Below are 14,021 nucleotides of genomic sequence, written 5' to 3' on the forward strand. Positions count from 1 at the left end.
AGCTCCGATGCGCCGTACGCGGGGTGGATCGTCACAGCGTCAGCTCCGGTACGTCGAAGCGGCGGCCCTCGGCGGAGGACTTCAGGCCCAGTTCGGCGAGCTGGACACCGCGGGCACCCGCCATCAGGTCCCAGGTGTACGGCTCGTCGAGCACGATGTGACGCAGGAAGAGCTCCCACTGGGCCTTGAAACCGTTGTCGAAGACGGCATTGTCCGGGACTTCCTGCCACTGGTCGCGGAACGGCTCGGTGACCGGGAGGTCGGGGTTCCAGACCGGCTTGGGGGTGGCCGAGCGGTGCTGGACGCGGCAGTTGCGAAGGCCCGCGACGGCGGAGCCGTGCGTGCCGTCGACCTGGAACTCGACGAGCTCGTCGCGGTTGACGCGGACCGTCCAGGAGGAGTTGATCTGGGCGACGGCGCCGCTCTCCAGCTGGAAGATGCCGTACGCGGCGTCGTCGGCGGTGGCGGCGTACGGCTTGCTCTGCTCGTCCCACCGCTGCGGGATGTGCGTCTGGACGTGCGCCTGGACGGTGGCGACCCGGCCGAACAGCTCGTGGAGCACGTACTCCCAGTGCGGGAACATGTCGACGACGATGCCGCCGCCGTCCTCGGCGCGGTAGTTCCAGGACGGGCGCTGGGCCTCCTGCCAGTCCCCCTCGAAGACCCAGTAGCCGAACTCGCCCCGTACGGAGAGGATCTCGCCGAAGAAGCCGCCGTCGATGAGGCGCTTCAGCTTCAGCAGACCCGGCAGGAAAATCTTGTCCTGGACGACACCGTGCTTGATCCCGGCGTCGCGGGCCAGCCGGGCCAGCTCCAGGGCGCCGTCGACGTCCGTGGCGGTGGGCTTCTCGGTGTAGACGTGCTTGCCCGCGGCGATCGCCTTCTTGATCGCCTCGACGCGGGCCGAGGTGACCTGGGCGTCGAAGTAGATGTCGATGGTCTCGTCCGCGAGGACCGCGTCGAGGTCGGTCGACCATTCGGTCAGGCCGTGCCGCGCGGCGAGCTCCTCCAGGGCGTGGGTGCGGCGGCCGACCAGGACCGGCTCGGGCCACAGCACGTCGCCGTCGCCGAGATCGAGGCCGCCCTGTTCCCGGATCGCGAGGATCGAGCGCACCAGGTGCTGCCGGTACCCCATGCGACCCGTGACGCCGTTCATGGCGATGCGCACTGTCCTGCGTGTCACGAAGTTCCCTCCATACAGCTTTAGCAAGCGCTTTCTATGCCGTATGACGCTAGCCTGCCGACAGCGGCCCGGACAAGAGGGGGCGCGCCGATAACTCCTCTCACTCCTCATCACCCTCGGAGGAAAGCGATGACAGTCACCCTGGCGGACGTGGCGGCTCGCGCCCGGGTGTCCCCGGCCACCGTCTCCCGCGTGCTGAACGGCAACTATCCGGTGGCCGCGTCCACCCGGGAGCGGGTCCTGCGCGCGGTGGACGACCTCGACTACGTGCTCAACGGACCGGCGAGCTCGCTCGCGGCAGCCACGTCCGATCTGGTCGGCATCCTGGTCAACGACATCGCCGACCCGTTCTTCGGGATCATGGCGGGCGCGGCACAGACGGAGATCGGCGGTCCGGGTGACGGCTCCGGGCGGGCCGGCGGCGAGAAGCTCGCCGTCATCTGCAACACCGGCGGCTCCCCCGAGCGCGAACTGACCTATCTCACCCTGCTCCAGCGCCAGCGCGCCGCCGCCGTCGTCCTCACCGGCGGCGCGTTGGAGGACCCTGCGTATCAGGCGGCGATCTCCGCCAAGCTGGCGAAGCTGGCGGACGCGGGCACCCGGGTGGTGCTGTGCGGGCGACCCCCGCTGCCGGACGGCGAGGCCGTCGTGGCCGCGCTCGCCTTCGACGACCGGGGCGGCGGGCGCCGGCTCACCGAGCATCTGCTGTCGCTGGGCCACCGGCGGATCGGCAATGTCGCGGGCCCGTTGGAGCGGACGACGACCCGCCACCGGCTCGAAGGCCACCGCGACGCGATGAGGGCGGCGGGACTCGGCGACGAGGCGGGTGCCGGGGAGCAGGAACGCCTCACCGTGCACGGCCCCTACGACCGGCAGTCCGGCTACGACGCCACCCTCGAACTCCTGCGCCGCGAACCGGAGGTGACGGCGATCGTCGCCGCCAACGACACCGTGGCTCTGGGAGCGGGCGCGGCGATCCGGGACCGCGGTCTCCGCATCCCCCAGGACATCTCGGTGGCGGGCTTCGACGATCTGCCGTTCTCGGTGGACGCGGTCCCGGCGCTGACAACCGTACGGCTGCCGCTGTTCGAGGCGGGCGCGCGGGCGGGCCGGCTGGCCATGGGCAAGGAGACACCGCCGCCGGGAGGCATCGCGACGATCGCGGCGGAGCTGATGGTGCGAGGGTCGACGGCACCGCCGCGGACGTGACACGGCCGGGTTCCGCATCCTGGTCCCGGGTACCCGTACCGCGTGCCAGGGGCCGATGATGTGCGGGCCGCTGTCCGGTCCGTCAGGCGCAGTGGCACGTACCGACGGAAGGAACACCCACGTGAAGCTCGCTTTCTCGACCCTCGGAGTACCGGGGATGCCGATCGCCGACGTCGTCCGGCTCGCCGTCGACCACGGCTACCAGGGGGTGGAACTCCGCGCCCACCCCGAAGAGCCGGTGCACCCGGGGCTCTCCTCGGCCGAACGTGCCGAGATGGTCGAGGAGTTCAAGAGGGGCGGCGTCGAGATCCTGACCGTCGCCGGGTACGTCCGGGTCGCCGCCGAGGGGGACGACCAGCCGGTGCTGGACGAGCTCGCCGGGCTGGTGGAGCTGGCGCGGGACCTGGGCGCCTCCAACGTCCGGGTCTTCCCCGGTGGCGGCGGGCTGGACCCGGAGGTGGCCGATGCGAACGCCGCCCGCCGACTGGGCGCCGCCGCCCCGCACGCGGCCGACCTGGGCGTACGGATCCTGCTGGAGACCCATGACTCGCACCGGGCCGGTGCCGACGTGGCCCGGATCGCCGGGACGGTCGGGCATCAGCAGGTCGGCGCGCTGTGGGACATCATGCACACCTGGCTGGCGGGCGAGGAGCCGGTCGCGAGCCATGCCGTGCTCGCCCCGCACCTGGGATACGTACAGGTGAAGGACATCGCGTCGGCCGAGGACACCACGCCGCTGGCGCTGGGCGCGGGGGTGCTGCCGCTGCGGGAGTGCCTGGACACCCTGGACGCGGACAGCTGGGTCTGCTGGGAGTACGAGAAGCGCTGGCACCCGGGGGCCGCCGAGCTGCCGGGGCTGCTGGCCGCCGGGCGGGAGTATCTGCTGGGGCCGGGTGCGCCCAAGCAGTAGGGCGGCCCGGCCTGTTCGGACCACCCGTGCCGCCCTCGGCAGTGCGGCCAGGACTGTTCAGCGCGCCCGCGCCATTCGCGGCTCCGGGGAATCCGGGGCCGCGGTACGCGGCCTGCGCGCCCCCGCCAGCGAGGTGAGGGCCACCCCGCCGACCAGGAGAGCCGCCGCGCACCACCGCAGCGGGCTCACCGACTCACCGAGGAACAGCGCGGCCGAGGACATCCCGAAGACCGGGACGAGCAGGGTGAACGGGGCCACCGACGAGGCCGGGTGGTGGCGCAGCAGGAAGCCCCAGGCCCCGAAGCCGAAGACGGTGGTGATCCAGGCGACGTAGACGATGATTCCGGCGCCGCTCCAGTCGAGCGCGGCCAGGGCATCGGCGTCTCGGTCCCAGCCCTCGAAGAGGAGGGAGAGGCCGAGCAGCGGGAGCACGGGCACGGTCGATACCCACACCATGAAGTTGAGGGAGTCGGGCGGGGCGGCCTTGCGGGTCAGCACGTTGGACACACCCCAGCAGGCCGCCGCCGCGATCACCAGGACGAAGGCGAGCACGGGCCCGCCCGCGCCCTCGTCGACCGCGGCCACCCCGATGCCCGCGAGAGCCACCCCCATTCCCAACACCCGTATTCTGCCCGGTCGTTCACCGAGGGCGAGCGCCGCGAAGAGAGCCGTGAAGACCGCCTGGACCTGGAGCACCAGCGAGGAGAGACCGGCGGGCATGCCGCGGTCCATGCCGATGAAGAGCAGCCCGAACTTCGCCACTCCGAGGACGAGCCCGACACCGGCGATCCACTTCCAGGCGACCTTGGGCCGGCCGACGAAGAAGACCGCGGGCAGCGCGGCGACCAGGAAGCGCAGGGCGGAGAAGAGCAGCGGCGGGAAGTGCCCGAGGCCGACCTCGATGACGACGAAATTGACACCCCAGACGGCGGCCACCAGGGCGGCCAGGGCGATGTGAAGGGGACGCATGGAGCGAGGATCGCCCGCCGGGACCATGTAGCACCAGCGCGGATTTCTTCATGATGGAATTGAGCATTGCTAATGAATCAGGAAGGTCCGGGAGGTTCCGGTGCTCGATCTGTCCCGGCTGCGCGCGCTGCACGCCGTCTCCGTCCATGGCTCCGTCGCGGGCGCCGCCGCCGCGCTCGGCTACACCCCGTCGGCGGTCTCGCAGCAGATCACCAAGCTGGAGCGGGAGACCCGTACGACCCTTCTCGAACGGCGCGGACGCGGCGTCGCACTGACCGAGGACGCGCTCCATCTCGCCACCACCGCCCAGCAGTTGCTGGCGATCGTGGAGCACGCGGAGACGACGCTGGAAGAGCGCAGGGGGCTGCCGACCGGGCGGCTGTCGATCGGTGCGTTCGCGTCCGCGGCGCGCGGGCTGCTGCCCGGTGTGCTGGCCGGGCTGGACCGGGACCATCCGGCGCTGGAGGTCCGGCTGACCGAGGTCGATCCGCATCTCTCGGTCGACCTGGTGGCCAAGGGTGTGATCGATCTGGCGGTCGCGCACGACTGGGACATCGCCCCGCTGCCCGCCCCGGAGGGCGTGGCGCAGGCGGTGATCGGTGACGACCCGTGCGATCTGCTGGTGCCGGAGGGCCATCGGCTCGCCGGTCGGGAGGCGGTGCGGCGCGAGGAGCTGGCGAAGGAGCGATGGATCTGCCAGCCGCCCGGGAGGGTCTGCCACGACTGGCTCGTACGGACGCTGCGCGCGGCGGGTTACGAGCCGGACATCCGGCACCAGGCGGAGGAGAACCACACGCAGCTGGCCCTGCTCGCCGCCGGTCTCGGGGTCGCGTTGATCCCGAGGCTGGGCCGGGGGCCGCTGCCGCCCGGGGTGGTCGCGGTGCCGCTCGATCCCGTACCGGTGCGTCGGCTGTACGCGCTGTGGCGTACGGAGGCGGCCCGGCGGCCCTCGATCACGGCGGCGGTGTCGGCGCTCCAGGCCCACGGGACCGCCGTGGGGCTGACGAGGTAACGGCCGCCCGGCGCCGCGCCCACGAGCACCGGACGGACTCAAAACGGTCCGAGCCCTTGACCGGAAGTTATTTTCTGGATATCCGTGCTCCTTGGAAGTTTCTTTCACCAACGTTTCTTTCACCACCCCTCGTCCCCGAGTACGGCCGAAGGAGCACACGTGCACCACCGCCCCTCCAGACGCACCCTCCTCACCGCCACCGCCACGACGGCCGCGGCGGCCGTCGTGGGCGGCGTCGTCGCCCCCGGCGCCGCCGTCGCCGCCCAGCGGTCCGCGAGCAGCGGCCCCGGCGCCGGGCACCACACCTCAGCCGCCACCACCAGTCGCCTCAAGGGGCTCATCTCCCGGATGACCCTGGAGGAGAAGGTCGGGCAGCTCTTCGTGATGCGGGTGTACGGGCACTCAGCCACCGAGCCCGACCAGGCCGACATCGACGCCAACCTGGCGGAGATCGGGGTCCGTACCGCCGCCGAGCTGATCGCCAAGTACCACGTCGGCGGGATCATCTACTTCGCCTGGGCGCACAACACCCGCGACCCGCATCAGATCGCCGACCTGTCCAACGGCATCCAGCGCGCCGGTCTCGCCGGCCCCACTCCCCTGCCGCTCCTCGTCTCCACCGATCAGGAGCACGGCATCGTCTGCCGCGTCGGCGAACCCGCCACCCTGATGCCGGGCGCGATGGCGCTGGGCGCGGGCGGCTCGCGCTCCGACGCCCGCAAGGCCGGGCAGATCGCGGGCGCCGAACTGGCCGCGATCGGCATCAACCAGAACTACGCCCCGGACGCCGACGTCAACGTCAACCCGGCCAACCCGGTGATCGGCGTACGCTCCTTCGGCTCCGACCCGCAGTCCGTGGCCGGGATGGTCGCGGCGCAGGTGAAGGGGTATCAGAGCAGCGGCATCGCCTCGACGGCCAAGCACTTCCCGGGCCACGGCGACACCAGCACCGACAGCCACACCGGTCTGCCGGTCATCAACCACACCCGGGAGCAGTGGGCGGAGCTGGACGAGCCGCCGTTCCGGGCCGCGATCGCCGCAGGCATCGACTCGATCATGACCGCGCACATCGTCGTCCCGGCTCTGGATCCGGCCGAGGACCCGGCGACGCTGTCCCGCCCGATCCTCACCGGCATCCTGCGCGAGGAACTCGGATACGACGGCGTCGTGGTGACCGACTCGCTCGGCATGGAGGGCGTGCGGACGAAGTACGGCGACGAGCGCGTGCCGGTCCTCGCGCTCCGGGCGGGCGTCGACCAGCTGCTCAACCCGCCCAACCTCGACGTCTCCTGGAACGCCGTCCTGGAAGCCGTGAAGAGCGGTGAGATCAGCGAGGCCAGGATCGAAGAATCGATCCTGCGGATCCTGCGGCTGAAGACGAAGCTCGGCCTGTTCGACGACCCGTTCGTCAGCCACGCGGGGGTGGACCGTACCGTCGGGACGCGGGCCCATCTCGCCGCCGCCGACCGGATCGCCGAGCGCACCACCACGCTGCTCGCCAACGACGGCGCCGTGCTGCCCCTCTCCCGCCGCTCCCACAAGAGCCTCCTCGTGGTCGGCGCCGATCCGGCCTCGCCGTCCGGTACCACCGGACCGCCCACCACGACCCTGGCCAACGCCTTCGGCGAACTGGGCCACGCGGCAACGGCGTTGTCCACCGGCACCGCCCCCACCAAGGCGAAGATCGACGAGGCGGTGGCGGCCGCACGGGGCAAGGACGCGGTGATCGTGGCCACGTACAACGTCTCGGCGACCAGTTCGCAGCGCACCCTGGTGAGCGCACTGGCGGCGACCGGCGTCCCGGTGATCACGGTCGCGATCCGCAATCCGTACGACATCGCGCAGCTGGCCGGGACCGGGTTCGCGGCGAACCTGGCCACGTACTCCTGGACCGACGTCGAACTGCGGGCCGCCGCCCGGGTGATCGCGGGCCGCGCCGAACCGGAGGGCACCCTGCCGGTGCCGGTGCAGCGCGCGGACGATCCGGCTCGGGTGCTGTACCCGGTCGGGTACGGACTGACGTACTGAGAACCGGGAAGGGGCTGTGCACCCGCACAGCCCCTTCCTTGGTACGGCTTCGCGCAAGGGCCGGTTACGGCCGCAGCCCGCGCTCGTTCATCACGTCCCGCTTGTCGAGCCGTGCGTCGAACTTCGCGAGCGGCTTCGCCTTCGCCGGGTCGTCCCGCACGGCAGCCGGGGCGACGCCCGCCCAGCGCAGGATGGCCGCCGTGGCCTTCGCCTTGTCGTCGGCGGCGAGGCCGGCCACGTTCGAGCCGTGGTTGCCGCCCGCCACGGTCATGACATAGCTGTCCCGGGCGCCCGCACCGAGCCGGAAGCGCTCCGCGCCCCACGGGTCGTTCTCTCCGTACACGTACAGCATGTGGTTGGCGTGTTGCTTCACCCAGCTGTCGATGTCGCGCATCACCGACGGCTGGAACTTCATCGGGATGGAGCGCGGCACGAAGTTGCGCGGCGGCTGGTACCCGTACCGGCTGAGGTTGCCGAGCCACGGTTGCTTGATGTTCGGCGAGCCGAGCTGGGTGCCCGCCTGGTAGTAGTACGGGGTGTACTTCTCCAGGCCCTGGTCGGCGTAGGCGGAGAAGCCGGAGATCGAGTCGATCGAGTCCCAGATCGCCTGGTCGGGGGCGTTCTTGGCGTCGGCCGGGATGGTGTCGCAGTCGGACAGCAGGCTGTACTGCCAGTACGCCCAGACGTAGTCCATGACGACGGCTTCGTACGCCCGGTCGAGCGAGCCGGTGGTGTCGAAGGTGTAGCCCTTCGCCGCGGCGTACTCCTGGTACTTCTTCTCCAGCGGCTCGCGGCGGACCAGCGCCTCGCGCTGCACCCCGTTCAGCCTGTCGCGGCACTCCTTGGTGCCGACGTTGTCGAAGAACCGGTCGTACGCCGAATCCTCCTTGTTGACCACGTCGTTGGGCGCGACGTACGCGACGACGCCGTCCATGTCCTCGGGATAGAAGCGCTCGAAGTACGTGGCGGTCATGCCGCCCTTGGAACCGCCGGTGGTCAGCCAGTTCTTGGTGTAGATCTGCTTCAGCGCGGTGAAGACGCGGTGCTGGTCGCTGGCGGCCTGCCAGATGTCGAGCTTGGACCAGTCGGCGGGCGCCGGCCGGGACGGGGTGAAGAACCGGTACTCCAGAGAGACCTGGTTGCCGTCGACGATCCGGGTCGGCTCGGAACGGCTCGGGTTCGTGGAGACGTTGTAGCCGCCGGTGTAGAAGACCGTCGGGCGGGACGTGTCCTTGTGCAGCAGGGTGATGCGCTGCTGGAAGGTGCCCTCGGACGGGTGCCGGTGATCGATCGGCTGGGTGTACTCGAGGACGAAGTAGCGGTAGCCGTCGTACGGCTTCTCCTCGATGAGACGCATTCCCGGGATGGCCAGGATGCGGTCCTTGATGTCCGTGCTCGTACCGCTGTCACTGCCGGCCGTGCTCCGGAACGCGGCCGGTTCCGCAGCGGTCGCCGCCCCGGCCGAGGCACCCGTCGCACTCACCGTGCCGATGAGCACCGCGAGCGACAGGAACCCTCTGAGCGCCTTACGCATACACCCTCCCCATGATTCACAACAGACGCCGTGAACCTAGCGGGGCGACACCTGCGCCGCCAGACCCCGTCGGCCCCGGAAAATCACGGGTCGGGGCCGTCAGCAGAGAATCCAGCCCGTGGAACCGGACTTTCCGGAGATCGTGGCCGAGGCCCGGACGCACCGGTTCAGCGCGTGGACGGTCACCGGGCCGGCCTGTCGGGTGTACCGGCCGCTGTCTACGACGGGGCTGCCGCCGCGCGGCTGGAGCGTCACGGACATCGTGCGGCGTGGGCCCGGCTTCTTGGCCACCGCGACGGCGCAGGCATAGGAGCGGCTCTTGAAGACGCGCAGCTCACCGGTCTTGAACGTGACCGTCTTCGCGGGGCGCCCGGCGCAGATGGTTGCGGCGTCGGCGCTGTTCGCCGCGGTACCGGTGAGCACCAGACCGACGACGGCCACCAGCGGCAGAACGAACAGCCGCGCAAGCGTCCGGCGTGGTCCGCCCTTTGCGCGTCTGTCGGCCTTTCCGGTCCCTGTGATCACCAGCAGCCCCATCGTCAGATCGAAAGCCCACGCCCACGTTCGACACATGTGCGTACGTGTGTACGACGCAGGAGGCCATCCGGAGGTTGCATCGGGCGCGCTCCGCCACCAGGACAACCAAATCCCCACAGCATGGGTCAAACAGGGCAGAAAAATACGAAAGGCAGGAACTGTCATGTTCCAACTCCCGGGCGCCCAGGCCCCCCGTGGCCGGCGCGTCATCGGCCGGAAGCTGTTCGCCACCGCCCTCCTCACCGCCGTCACCGCCGTCGCCGTGGTCCCCGCCGCCACGGCCGCCCCGCAGACCCGGGTTGCCGCGGCGCCGGTCCGCAGCGACGCCGGCAGCCCGGCTTTCCAGCAGGTTGCCCACTTCTACGCCGCCTACATCGATGCCGTCACGGCGAAGGACGGCGACAAGCTCGCCACCGCCCTGAGGACGTTCTATCTGACGCCCCACTTGCGCACCCAGCTGGAGACATGGGAGAAGCGCAACCACGCGGACGGTGTGCTCCGCGCCCAGAACACCCCGCTCGCCTTCCGGGTCACCTCCGGCGACAGCGGCGCGGGCCACACCTGGTCGAAGGTGCGGCTCGCCTGGAGCAACGGCAAGCACCCCAGGTACTCGTACCTGACCGTGCAGTCGGATCTGCGGACCGGCAAGATCTCCGGCATCGGCGAGTGACACCGGGGGCGGGCCCGGCGCTCACACCCCGGCGGGCTCGTCCTCCCCGATGAAGGTGCGCCACAGCACGGCGTAGTGCCCTTCCCTGGCGAGGAGTTCGTCGTGCGTGCCGTCCTCGACGACCTGGCCGTGGTCCATCACCACGACCCGGTCGGCGCGGGCGGCCGTGGTCAGCCGGTGGGCGACGATGAGGGTGGTGCGGCGGCCGGAAACGGGGCCTCCCCCGCTCGAACGGAGTTGAGAGCTCGGGGAACGGTCGGTCGCCTGGTTGACCACTGCCTCGCTGGCCAGGTCCAGGGAGGCGGTGGCCTCGTCGAGCAACAGGATGTCCGGGTCGACCAGTTCGGCGCGGGCGAGCGCGATCAGCTGGCGCTGGCCGGCCGAGAGGTTGCGGCCCCGCTCGGCCACCTCGTGCAGGTAGCCGCCGTTCAGCGTGGCGATCATGTCGTGGGCGCCGACCGCCCGCGCCGCCGCCTCCACCTCGGCGTCGGTGGCCTCGGGCCGCCCGTACGCGATGGCGTCACGGACCGTACCGGCGAAGAGGTACGCCTCCTGCGGTACGACCCCGAGCCGGTGCCGGTACGCGGTGAGGTCGAGGCGACGCAGATCGGTGCCGTCCGCCGTGACCCGGCCGCCCGTCGGATCGTAGAACCGGGCGACGAGCTTGACCAGGGTGGACTTCCCGGCACCCGTCTCACCCACGAACGCGACCGTCTGGCCGGCCGGGATCCGCAGGTCGACACCGCTGAGGGCCTCCTCGGCGCCGTCGCCGCTCCCGTACGCGAAGGACACGCCCTCGAAGGCGATCTCGCCGCGCAGCGACAGCACGTCCAGCGGTTCGTCCGGGGCGTCGGTGGACGTCGGCTCCCGCAGGAGTTCCTGGATGCGGCCGAGGGAGACGGTGGCCTGCTGGTAGCCGTCGAAGACCTGGGAGAGCTGCTGAACCGGGGCGAAGAACAGGTCGATGTACAGGAGGTACGCGACCAGCGCACCGGTGGTGAGCGTGCCGTTGTCGACCCGGCCCGCGCCGACGATCAGGACGGCCGCCGCGGCCACCGACGACAGCAGCTGCACGAACGGGAAGTAGACCGAGATCAGCCACTGACCGCGAACCCTGGCCTCGCGGTAGTGGTCGCTGCGCCCCGCGAACCGGTCCGCGCCGTCGCGCTCGCGGCCGAACGCCTGCACGATCCGCAACCCGGAGACGGACTCCTGGAGGTCGGCGTTGACGGCGCTGATGCGCTCCCGGGCCAGTTCGTACGCCTGGACGCTCTTGCGGCGGAAGAAGAACGTACCGATGACCAGCACCGGCAGCGTCGCGAAGACGACGAGGGCCAGCTGCACGTCGAGGACGAGCAGCGCGACCATGATGCCGAAGAAGGTGACGACGGAGACGAAGGCCGTGACCAGACCGGTCTGCAGGAACGTCGACAGCGCGTCCACGTCCGTCGTCATCCGGGTCATGATGCGGCCGGTCAGCTCGCGCTCGTAGTAGTCCAGGCCGAGGCGCTGGAGCTGCGCGAAGATCTTCAGCCGCAGTGAGTACAGCACCCGCTCGCCGGTGCGGCCCGTCATCCGGGTCTCGCCGATCTGGGCGGCCCACTGCACGAGTACGACCACCAGGGCCAGCGCGGACGCCGCCCAGACGGCGCCGAGGGCGAGCTGCGAGACACCCTTGTCGATGCCGTGCCGGATCAGTACGGGCAGCAGGAGCCCGGCGCCCGCGTCCACCGCCACCAGCGCCAGGCTCACCAGGAGCGGCAGTCCGAAGCCGCGCAGCAGCCTGCGCAGTCCGTAGGACTCCTCGGCGCGGACGGCCCGCGCCTCGTCGATGTCGGGTGTGTCGGTGGCCGGGGGCAGCGCCTCGACCTGGGCGAGCAGTTCGGGGGTGGCGGGCATGCCGGCCACCTCGGTGTCGCGCGGCTCCTCCTCGCGGACCCACAGGCGGGGGCTGATGCCGCGCTCGGCGTCGAATTCGGCGTCCAGCTCCTCCTGGAGCGCGCGGTCGTCCTCGGGGGTGATGTCGGCGGCGGTGGTCACCGGCTGGTGTCCGGGCGAGGTGCCGCCCAGCTCGTCCGGGTCGGTGAGCAGCCGCCGGTAGATCGCGCAGCGGCGCTCCAGCTCCTCGTGGGTGCCGATGTCGGCGAGCCTGCCGTGTTCCAGGACGGCGATCCGGTCGGCGAGGCCGAGGGTGGAGCGGCGGTGGGCGATCAGGAGGGTCGTCCGGCCGGCCATCACCTGGCGCAGCGCCTCGTGGATCTCGTGCTCGACGCGGGCGTCGACGGCGGAGGTGGCGTCGTCGAGGAGGAGGAGCCGGGGGTCGGTGAGGATGGCGCGGGCGAGCGCGACGCGCTGGCGCTGGCCGCCGGAGAGGGTGAGTCCGTGCTCGCCGACCTTGGTGTCGTAGCCCTCGGGCAGCTCCGCGATGAACCGGTCGGCCTGGGCGGCGCGGGCCGCTTCCTCGATCTGTTCCTGCGTGGCGTCGGGGAATCCGTAGGCGATGTTGGCGCGAACGGTGTCGGAGAACAGGAAGCTGTCCTCCGGTACGAGGCCGATGGCGGCGCGCAGGGACTGCTGGGTCAGCTCGCGGACGTCGTGGCCGCCGACCAGGACGGCGCCGTGGGTCACGTCGTAGAAGCGGGGCAGCAGCAGCGAGACGGTGGACTTGCCGCTGCCGGACGCGCCGACGACGGCGACGGTCTCACCGGGCTCGATGGTCAGCGAGAAGCCGTCGAGGACGGGCCGGTCGTCGGCGTAGCCGAACCGTACGTCGTCGAACTCGACACTCGCGGGGGCGTCGGCCGGGAGCTCCTTGGTGCCGTCCTTCATGGTCGGCTCGGTGTCGATCAGTTCCAGTACGCGTTCGACCCCGGCCCGGGCCTGCTGTCCGACGGTCAGGACCATGGCGAGCATCCGGACCGGGCCGACGAGCTGGGCGAGGTAGGCGGAGAACGCGACGAACGTGCCGAGGGTGATCTCACCGCGGGTGGCCAGCCAGCCGCCGAGGGCCAGCATCGCGACCTGGCCGAGCGCCGGGACGGCCTGGAGGGCGGGGGTGTAGCGGGCGTTCAGCCGGATCGTCCGCAGCCGCCCCGCGAAGAGCCTGCGCCCGACCTCGCGCAGCTTGCCGGTCTCCTGCTCCTCCTGCCCGAACCCCTTGACGACCCGGACCCCGGAGACGGCCCCGTCGACGACTCCGGCGACGGCGGCGGCCTGCCCCTGGGCGTACCAGGTGGCCGGGAAGAGCCGGGCGCGGGAACGGCGGGCGATGTACCAGAGGGCGGGGGCGACGGCGACCGCGACGAGGGTGAGCGGCAGCGAGAGCCACGCCATGATCACCAGCGAGACGAGGAAGAGCAGCACGTTCCCGATGGTCATCGGGAGCATGAACAGGAGCCCTTGGATCAGCTGGAGGTCGCTGGTGGCGCGCCCGACGACCTGCCCGGTGGACAGCTCGTCCTGCCGCTTGCCGTCGAGGCGGGTGATCGTCCCGTACATCTCGGTACGGAGGTCGTGCTGCACGTCGAGGGCGAGGCGGCCGCCGTAGTAGCGGCGGATGTACGTGGCCACGTACACCAGCAAGGCGGCGGCGATGAGGAGTCCGGTCCAGACGGCGAGGGACCGCGTGTGGTCGCCGACGACGTCGTCGATGATCACCTTGGTGATCAGCGGGACGAGGGCCATCACCGCCATGCCGACGAGCGACGAGCCGAGCGCCAGCAGCACATTGCGCCGGTAGCGCCACGCGTAGCCGCTCAGCCGCCGAGCCCAGCCCGGGGCCCGTGCCGCGCCCACTGCGTCCCCTGCGTCCGTCACCGGTGCCTCCCGTTCGACCTGCTCTACCGGAAGGCACCAACACGATGGGCAGCGGATTTCATCCCGCCGTTACAAAGACGGGTCTTTCGTCGTAGGCCGTCCGTCATCCACGACTGTCCGGGGCCGGGCCGATGACGGCCCCGGCCGCCGGAC

10 protein-coding genes are annotated in these 14,021 nt (G+C 71.1%); 5 read left to right on the top strand and 5 right to left on the bottom strand.

Annotated elements, in window-relative coordinates; all coding sequences use genetic code 11:
• Positions 1-31: 31 nt before the first annotated feature.
• Complete coding sequence (locus ACZ7L9_RS05030; protein WP_471412561.1) at positions 32-1,183, bottom strand: Gfo/Idh/MocA family protein; 1,152 nt, start codon at positions 1,181-1,183, stop codon at positions 32-34.
• 129 nt (positions 1,184-1,312) lie between these two features.
• Here ACZ7L9_RS05030 and ACZ7L9_RS05035 point away from each other — a divergent pair, with 129 nt between their 5' ends.
• A complete protein-coding gene (locus ACZ7L9_RS05035) occupies positions 1,313-2,392 on the top strand; it encodes a LacI family DNA-binding transcriptional regulator (protein ID WP_471412562.1) in 1,080 nt (359 codons plus the stop codon).
• Between the two features lie 121 nt (positions 2,393-2,513).
• Positions 2,514-3,302 (top strand): sugar phosphate isomerase/epimerase family protein, encoded by a 789-nt coding sequence (locus ACZ7L9_RS05040; protein WP_471412564.1) that lies wholly within the window; start codon positions 2,514-2,516, stop codon positions 3,300-3,302.
• Positions 3,303-3,359: 57 nt separating this feature from the next.
• Here the strand turns inward: ACZ7L9_RS05040 and ACZ7L9_RS05045 are convergent, their stop codons facing one another.
• Complete coding sequence (locus ACZ7L9_RS05045; RefSeq protein WP_471412565.1) at positions 3,360-4,271, bottom strand: EamA family transporter; 912 nt, start codon at positions 4,269-4,271, stop codon at positions 3,360-3,362.
• Positions 4,272-4,371: 100 nt separating this feature from the next.
• Here ACZ7L9_RS05045 and ACZ7L9_RS05050 point away from each other — a divergent pair, with 100 nt between their 5' ends.
• Positions 4,372-5,283 (top strand): LysR family transcriptional regulator, encoded by a 912-nt coding sequence (locus tag ACZ7L9_RS05050; protein WP_471412566.1) that lies wholly within the window; start codon positions 4,372-4,374, stop codon positions 5,281-5,283.
• A gap of 159 nt (positions 5,284-5,442) precedes the next feature.
• Positions 5,443-7,311 (top strand): glycoside hydrolase family 3 protein, encoded by a 1,869-nt coding sequence (locus ACZ7L9_RS05055; RefSeq protein ID WP_471412568.1) that lies wholly within the window; start codon positions 5,443-5,445, stop codon positions 7,309-7,311.
• A gap of 64 nt (positions 7,312-7,375) precedes the next feature.
• Here ACZ7L9_RS05055 and ACZ7L9_RS05060 read toward each other — a convergent pair whose 3' ends face one another.
• Together ACZ7L9_RS05060 and ACZ7L9_RS05065 are read right to left on the bottom strand one after the other, a co-directional pair.
• Positions 7,376-8,845: a S28 family serine protease gene (locus ACZ7L9_RS05060; RefSeq protein WP_471412570.1), complete on the bottom strand. Its 1,470-nt coding sequence runs from the start codon at positions 8,843-8,845 to the stop codon at positions 7,376-7,378.
• 99 nt (positions 8,846-8,944) lie between these two features.
• Positions 8,945-9,370, bottom strand: coding sequence for a hypothetical protein (locus tag ACZ7L9_RS05065; RefSeq protein ID WP_471412571.1), 426 nt, complete (start codon positions 9,368-9,370; stop codon positions 8,945-8,947).
• A 175-nt stretch (positions 9,371-9,545) separates the two neighbouring features.
• Here ACZ7L9_RS05065 and ACZ7L9_RS05070 point away from each other — a divergent pair, with 175 nt between their 5' ends.
• Positions 9,546-10,052 carry a hypothetical protein gene (locus ACZ7L9_RS05070; RefSeq protein ID WP_471412572.1) on the top strand — a complete coding sequence of 169 codons (507 nt, stop codon included), beginning with the start codon at positions 9,546-9,548 and terminating at the stop codon, positions 10,050-10,052.
• Between the two features lie 21 nt (positions 10,053-10,073).
• Here ACZ7L9_RS05070 and ACZ7L9_RS05075 read toward each other — a convergent pair whose 3' ends face one another.
• On the bottom strand, positions 10,074-13,868 hold the full coding sequence (locus ACZ7L9_RS05075; protein ID WP_471412574.1) for an ABC transporter ATP-binding protein: 3,795 nt from the start codon (positions 13,866-13,868) through the stop codon (positions 10,074-10,076).
• Positions 13,869-14,021 lie beyond the last annotated feature (153 nt).

The organism is Streptomyces sp. NPDC111516 (assembly GCF_055635345.1).

What these genes read in the sequence shown, in the direction of transcription:
- ACZ7L9_RS05035 (WP_471412562.1), top strand. Translation starts at nt 1,313, where the DNA reads ATGACAGTCACCCTGGCGGACGTGGCGGCTCGCGCCCGGGTGTCCCCG.
- ACZ7L9_RS05045 (WP_471412565.1), bottom strand. Translation starts at nt 4,271, where the DNA reads ATGCGTCCCCTTCACATCGCCCTGGCCGCCCTGGTGGCCGCCGTCTGG.
- ACZ7L9_RS05060 (WP_471412570.1), bottom strand. Translation starts at nt 8,845, where the DNA reads ATGCGTAAGGCGCTCAGAGGGTTCCTGTCGCTCGCGGTGCTCATCGGC.
- ACZ7L9_RS05070 (WP_471412572.1), top strand. Translation starts at nt 9,546, where the DNA reads ATGTTCCAACTCCCGGGCGCCCAGGCCCCCCGTGGCCGGCGCGTCATC.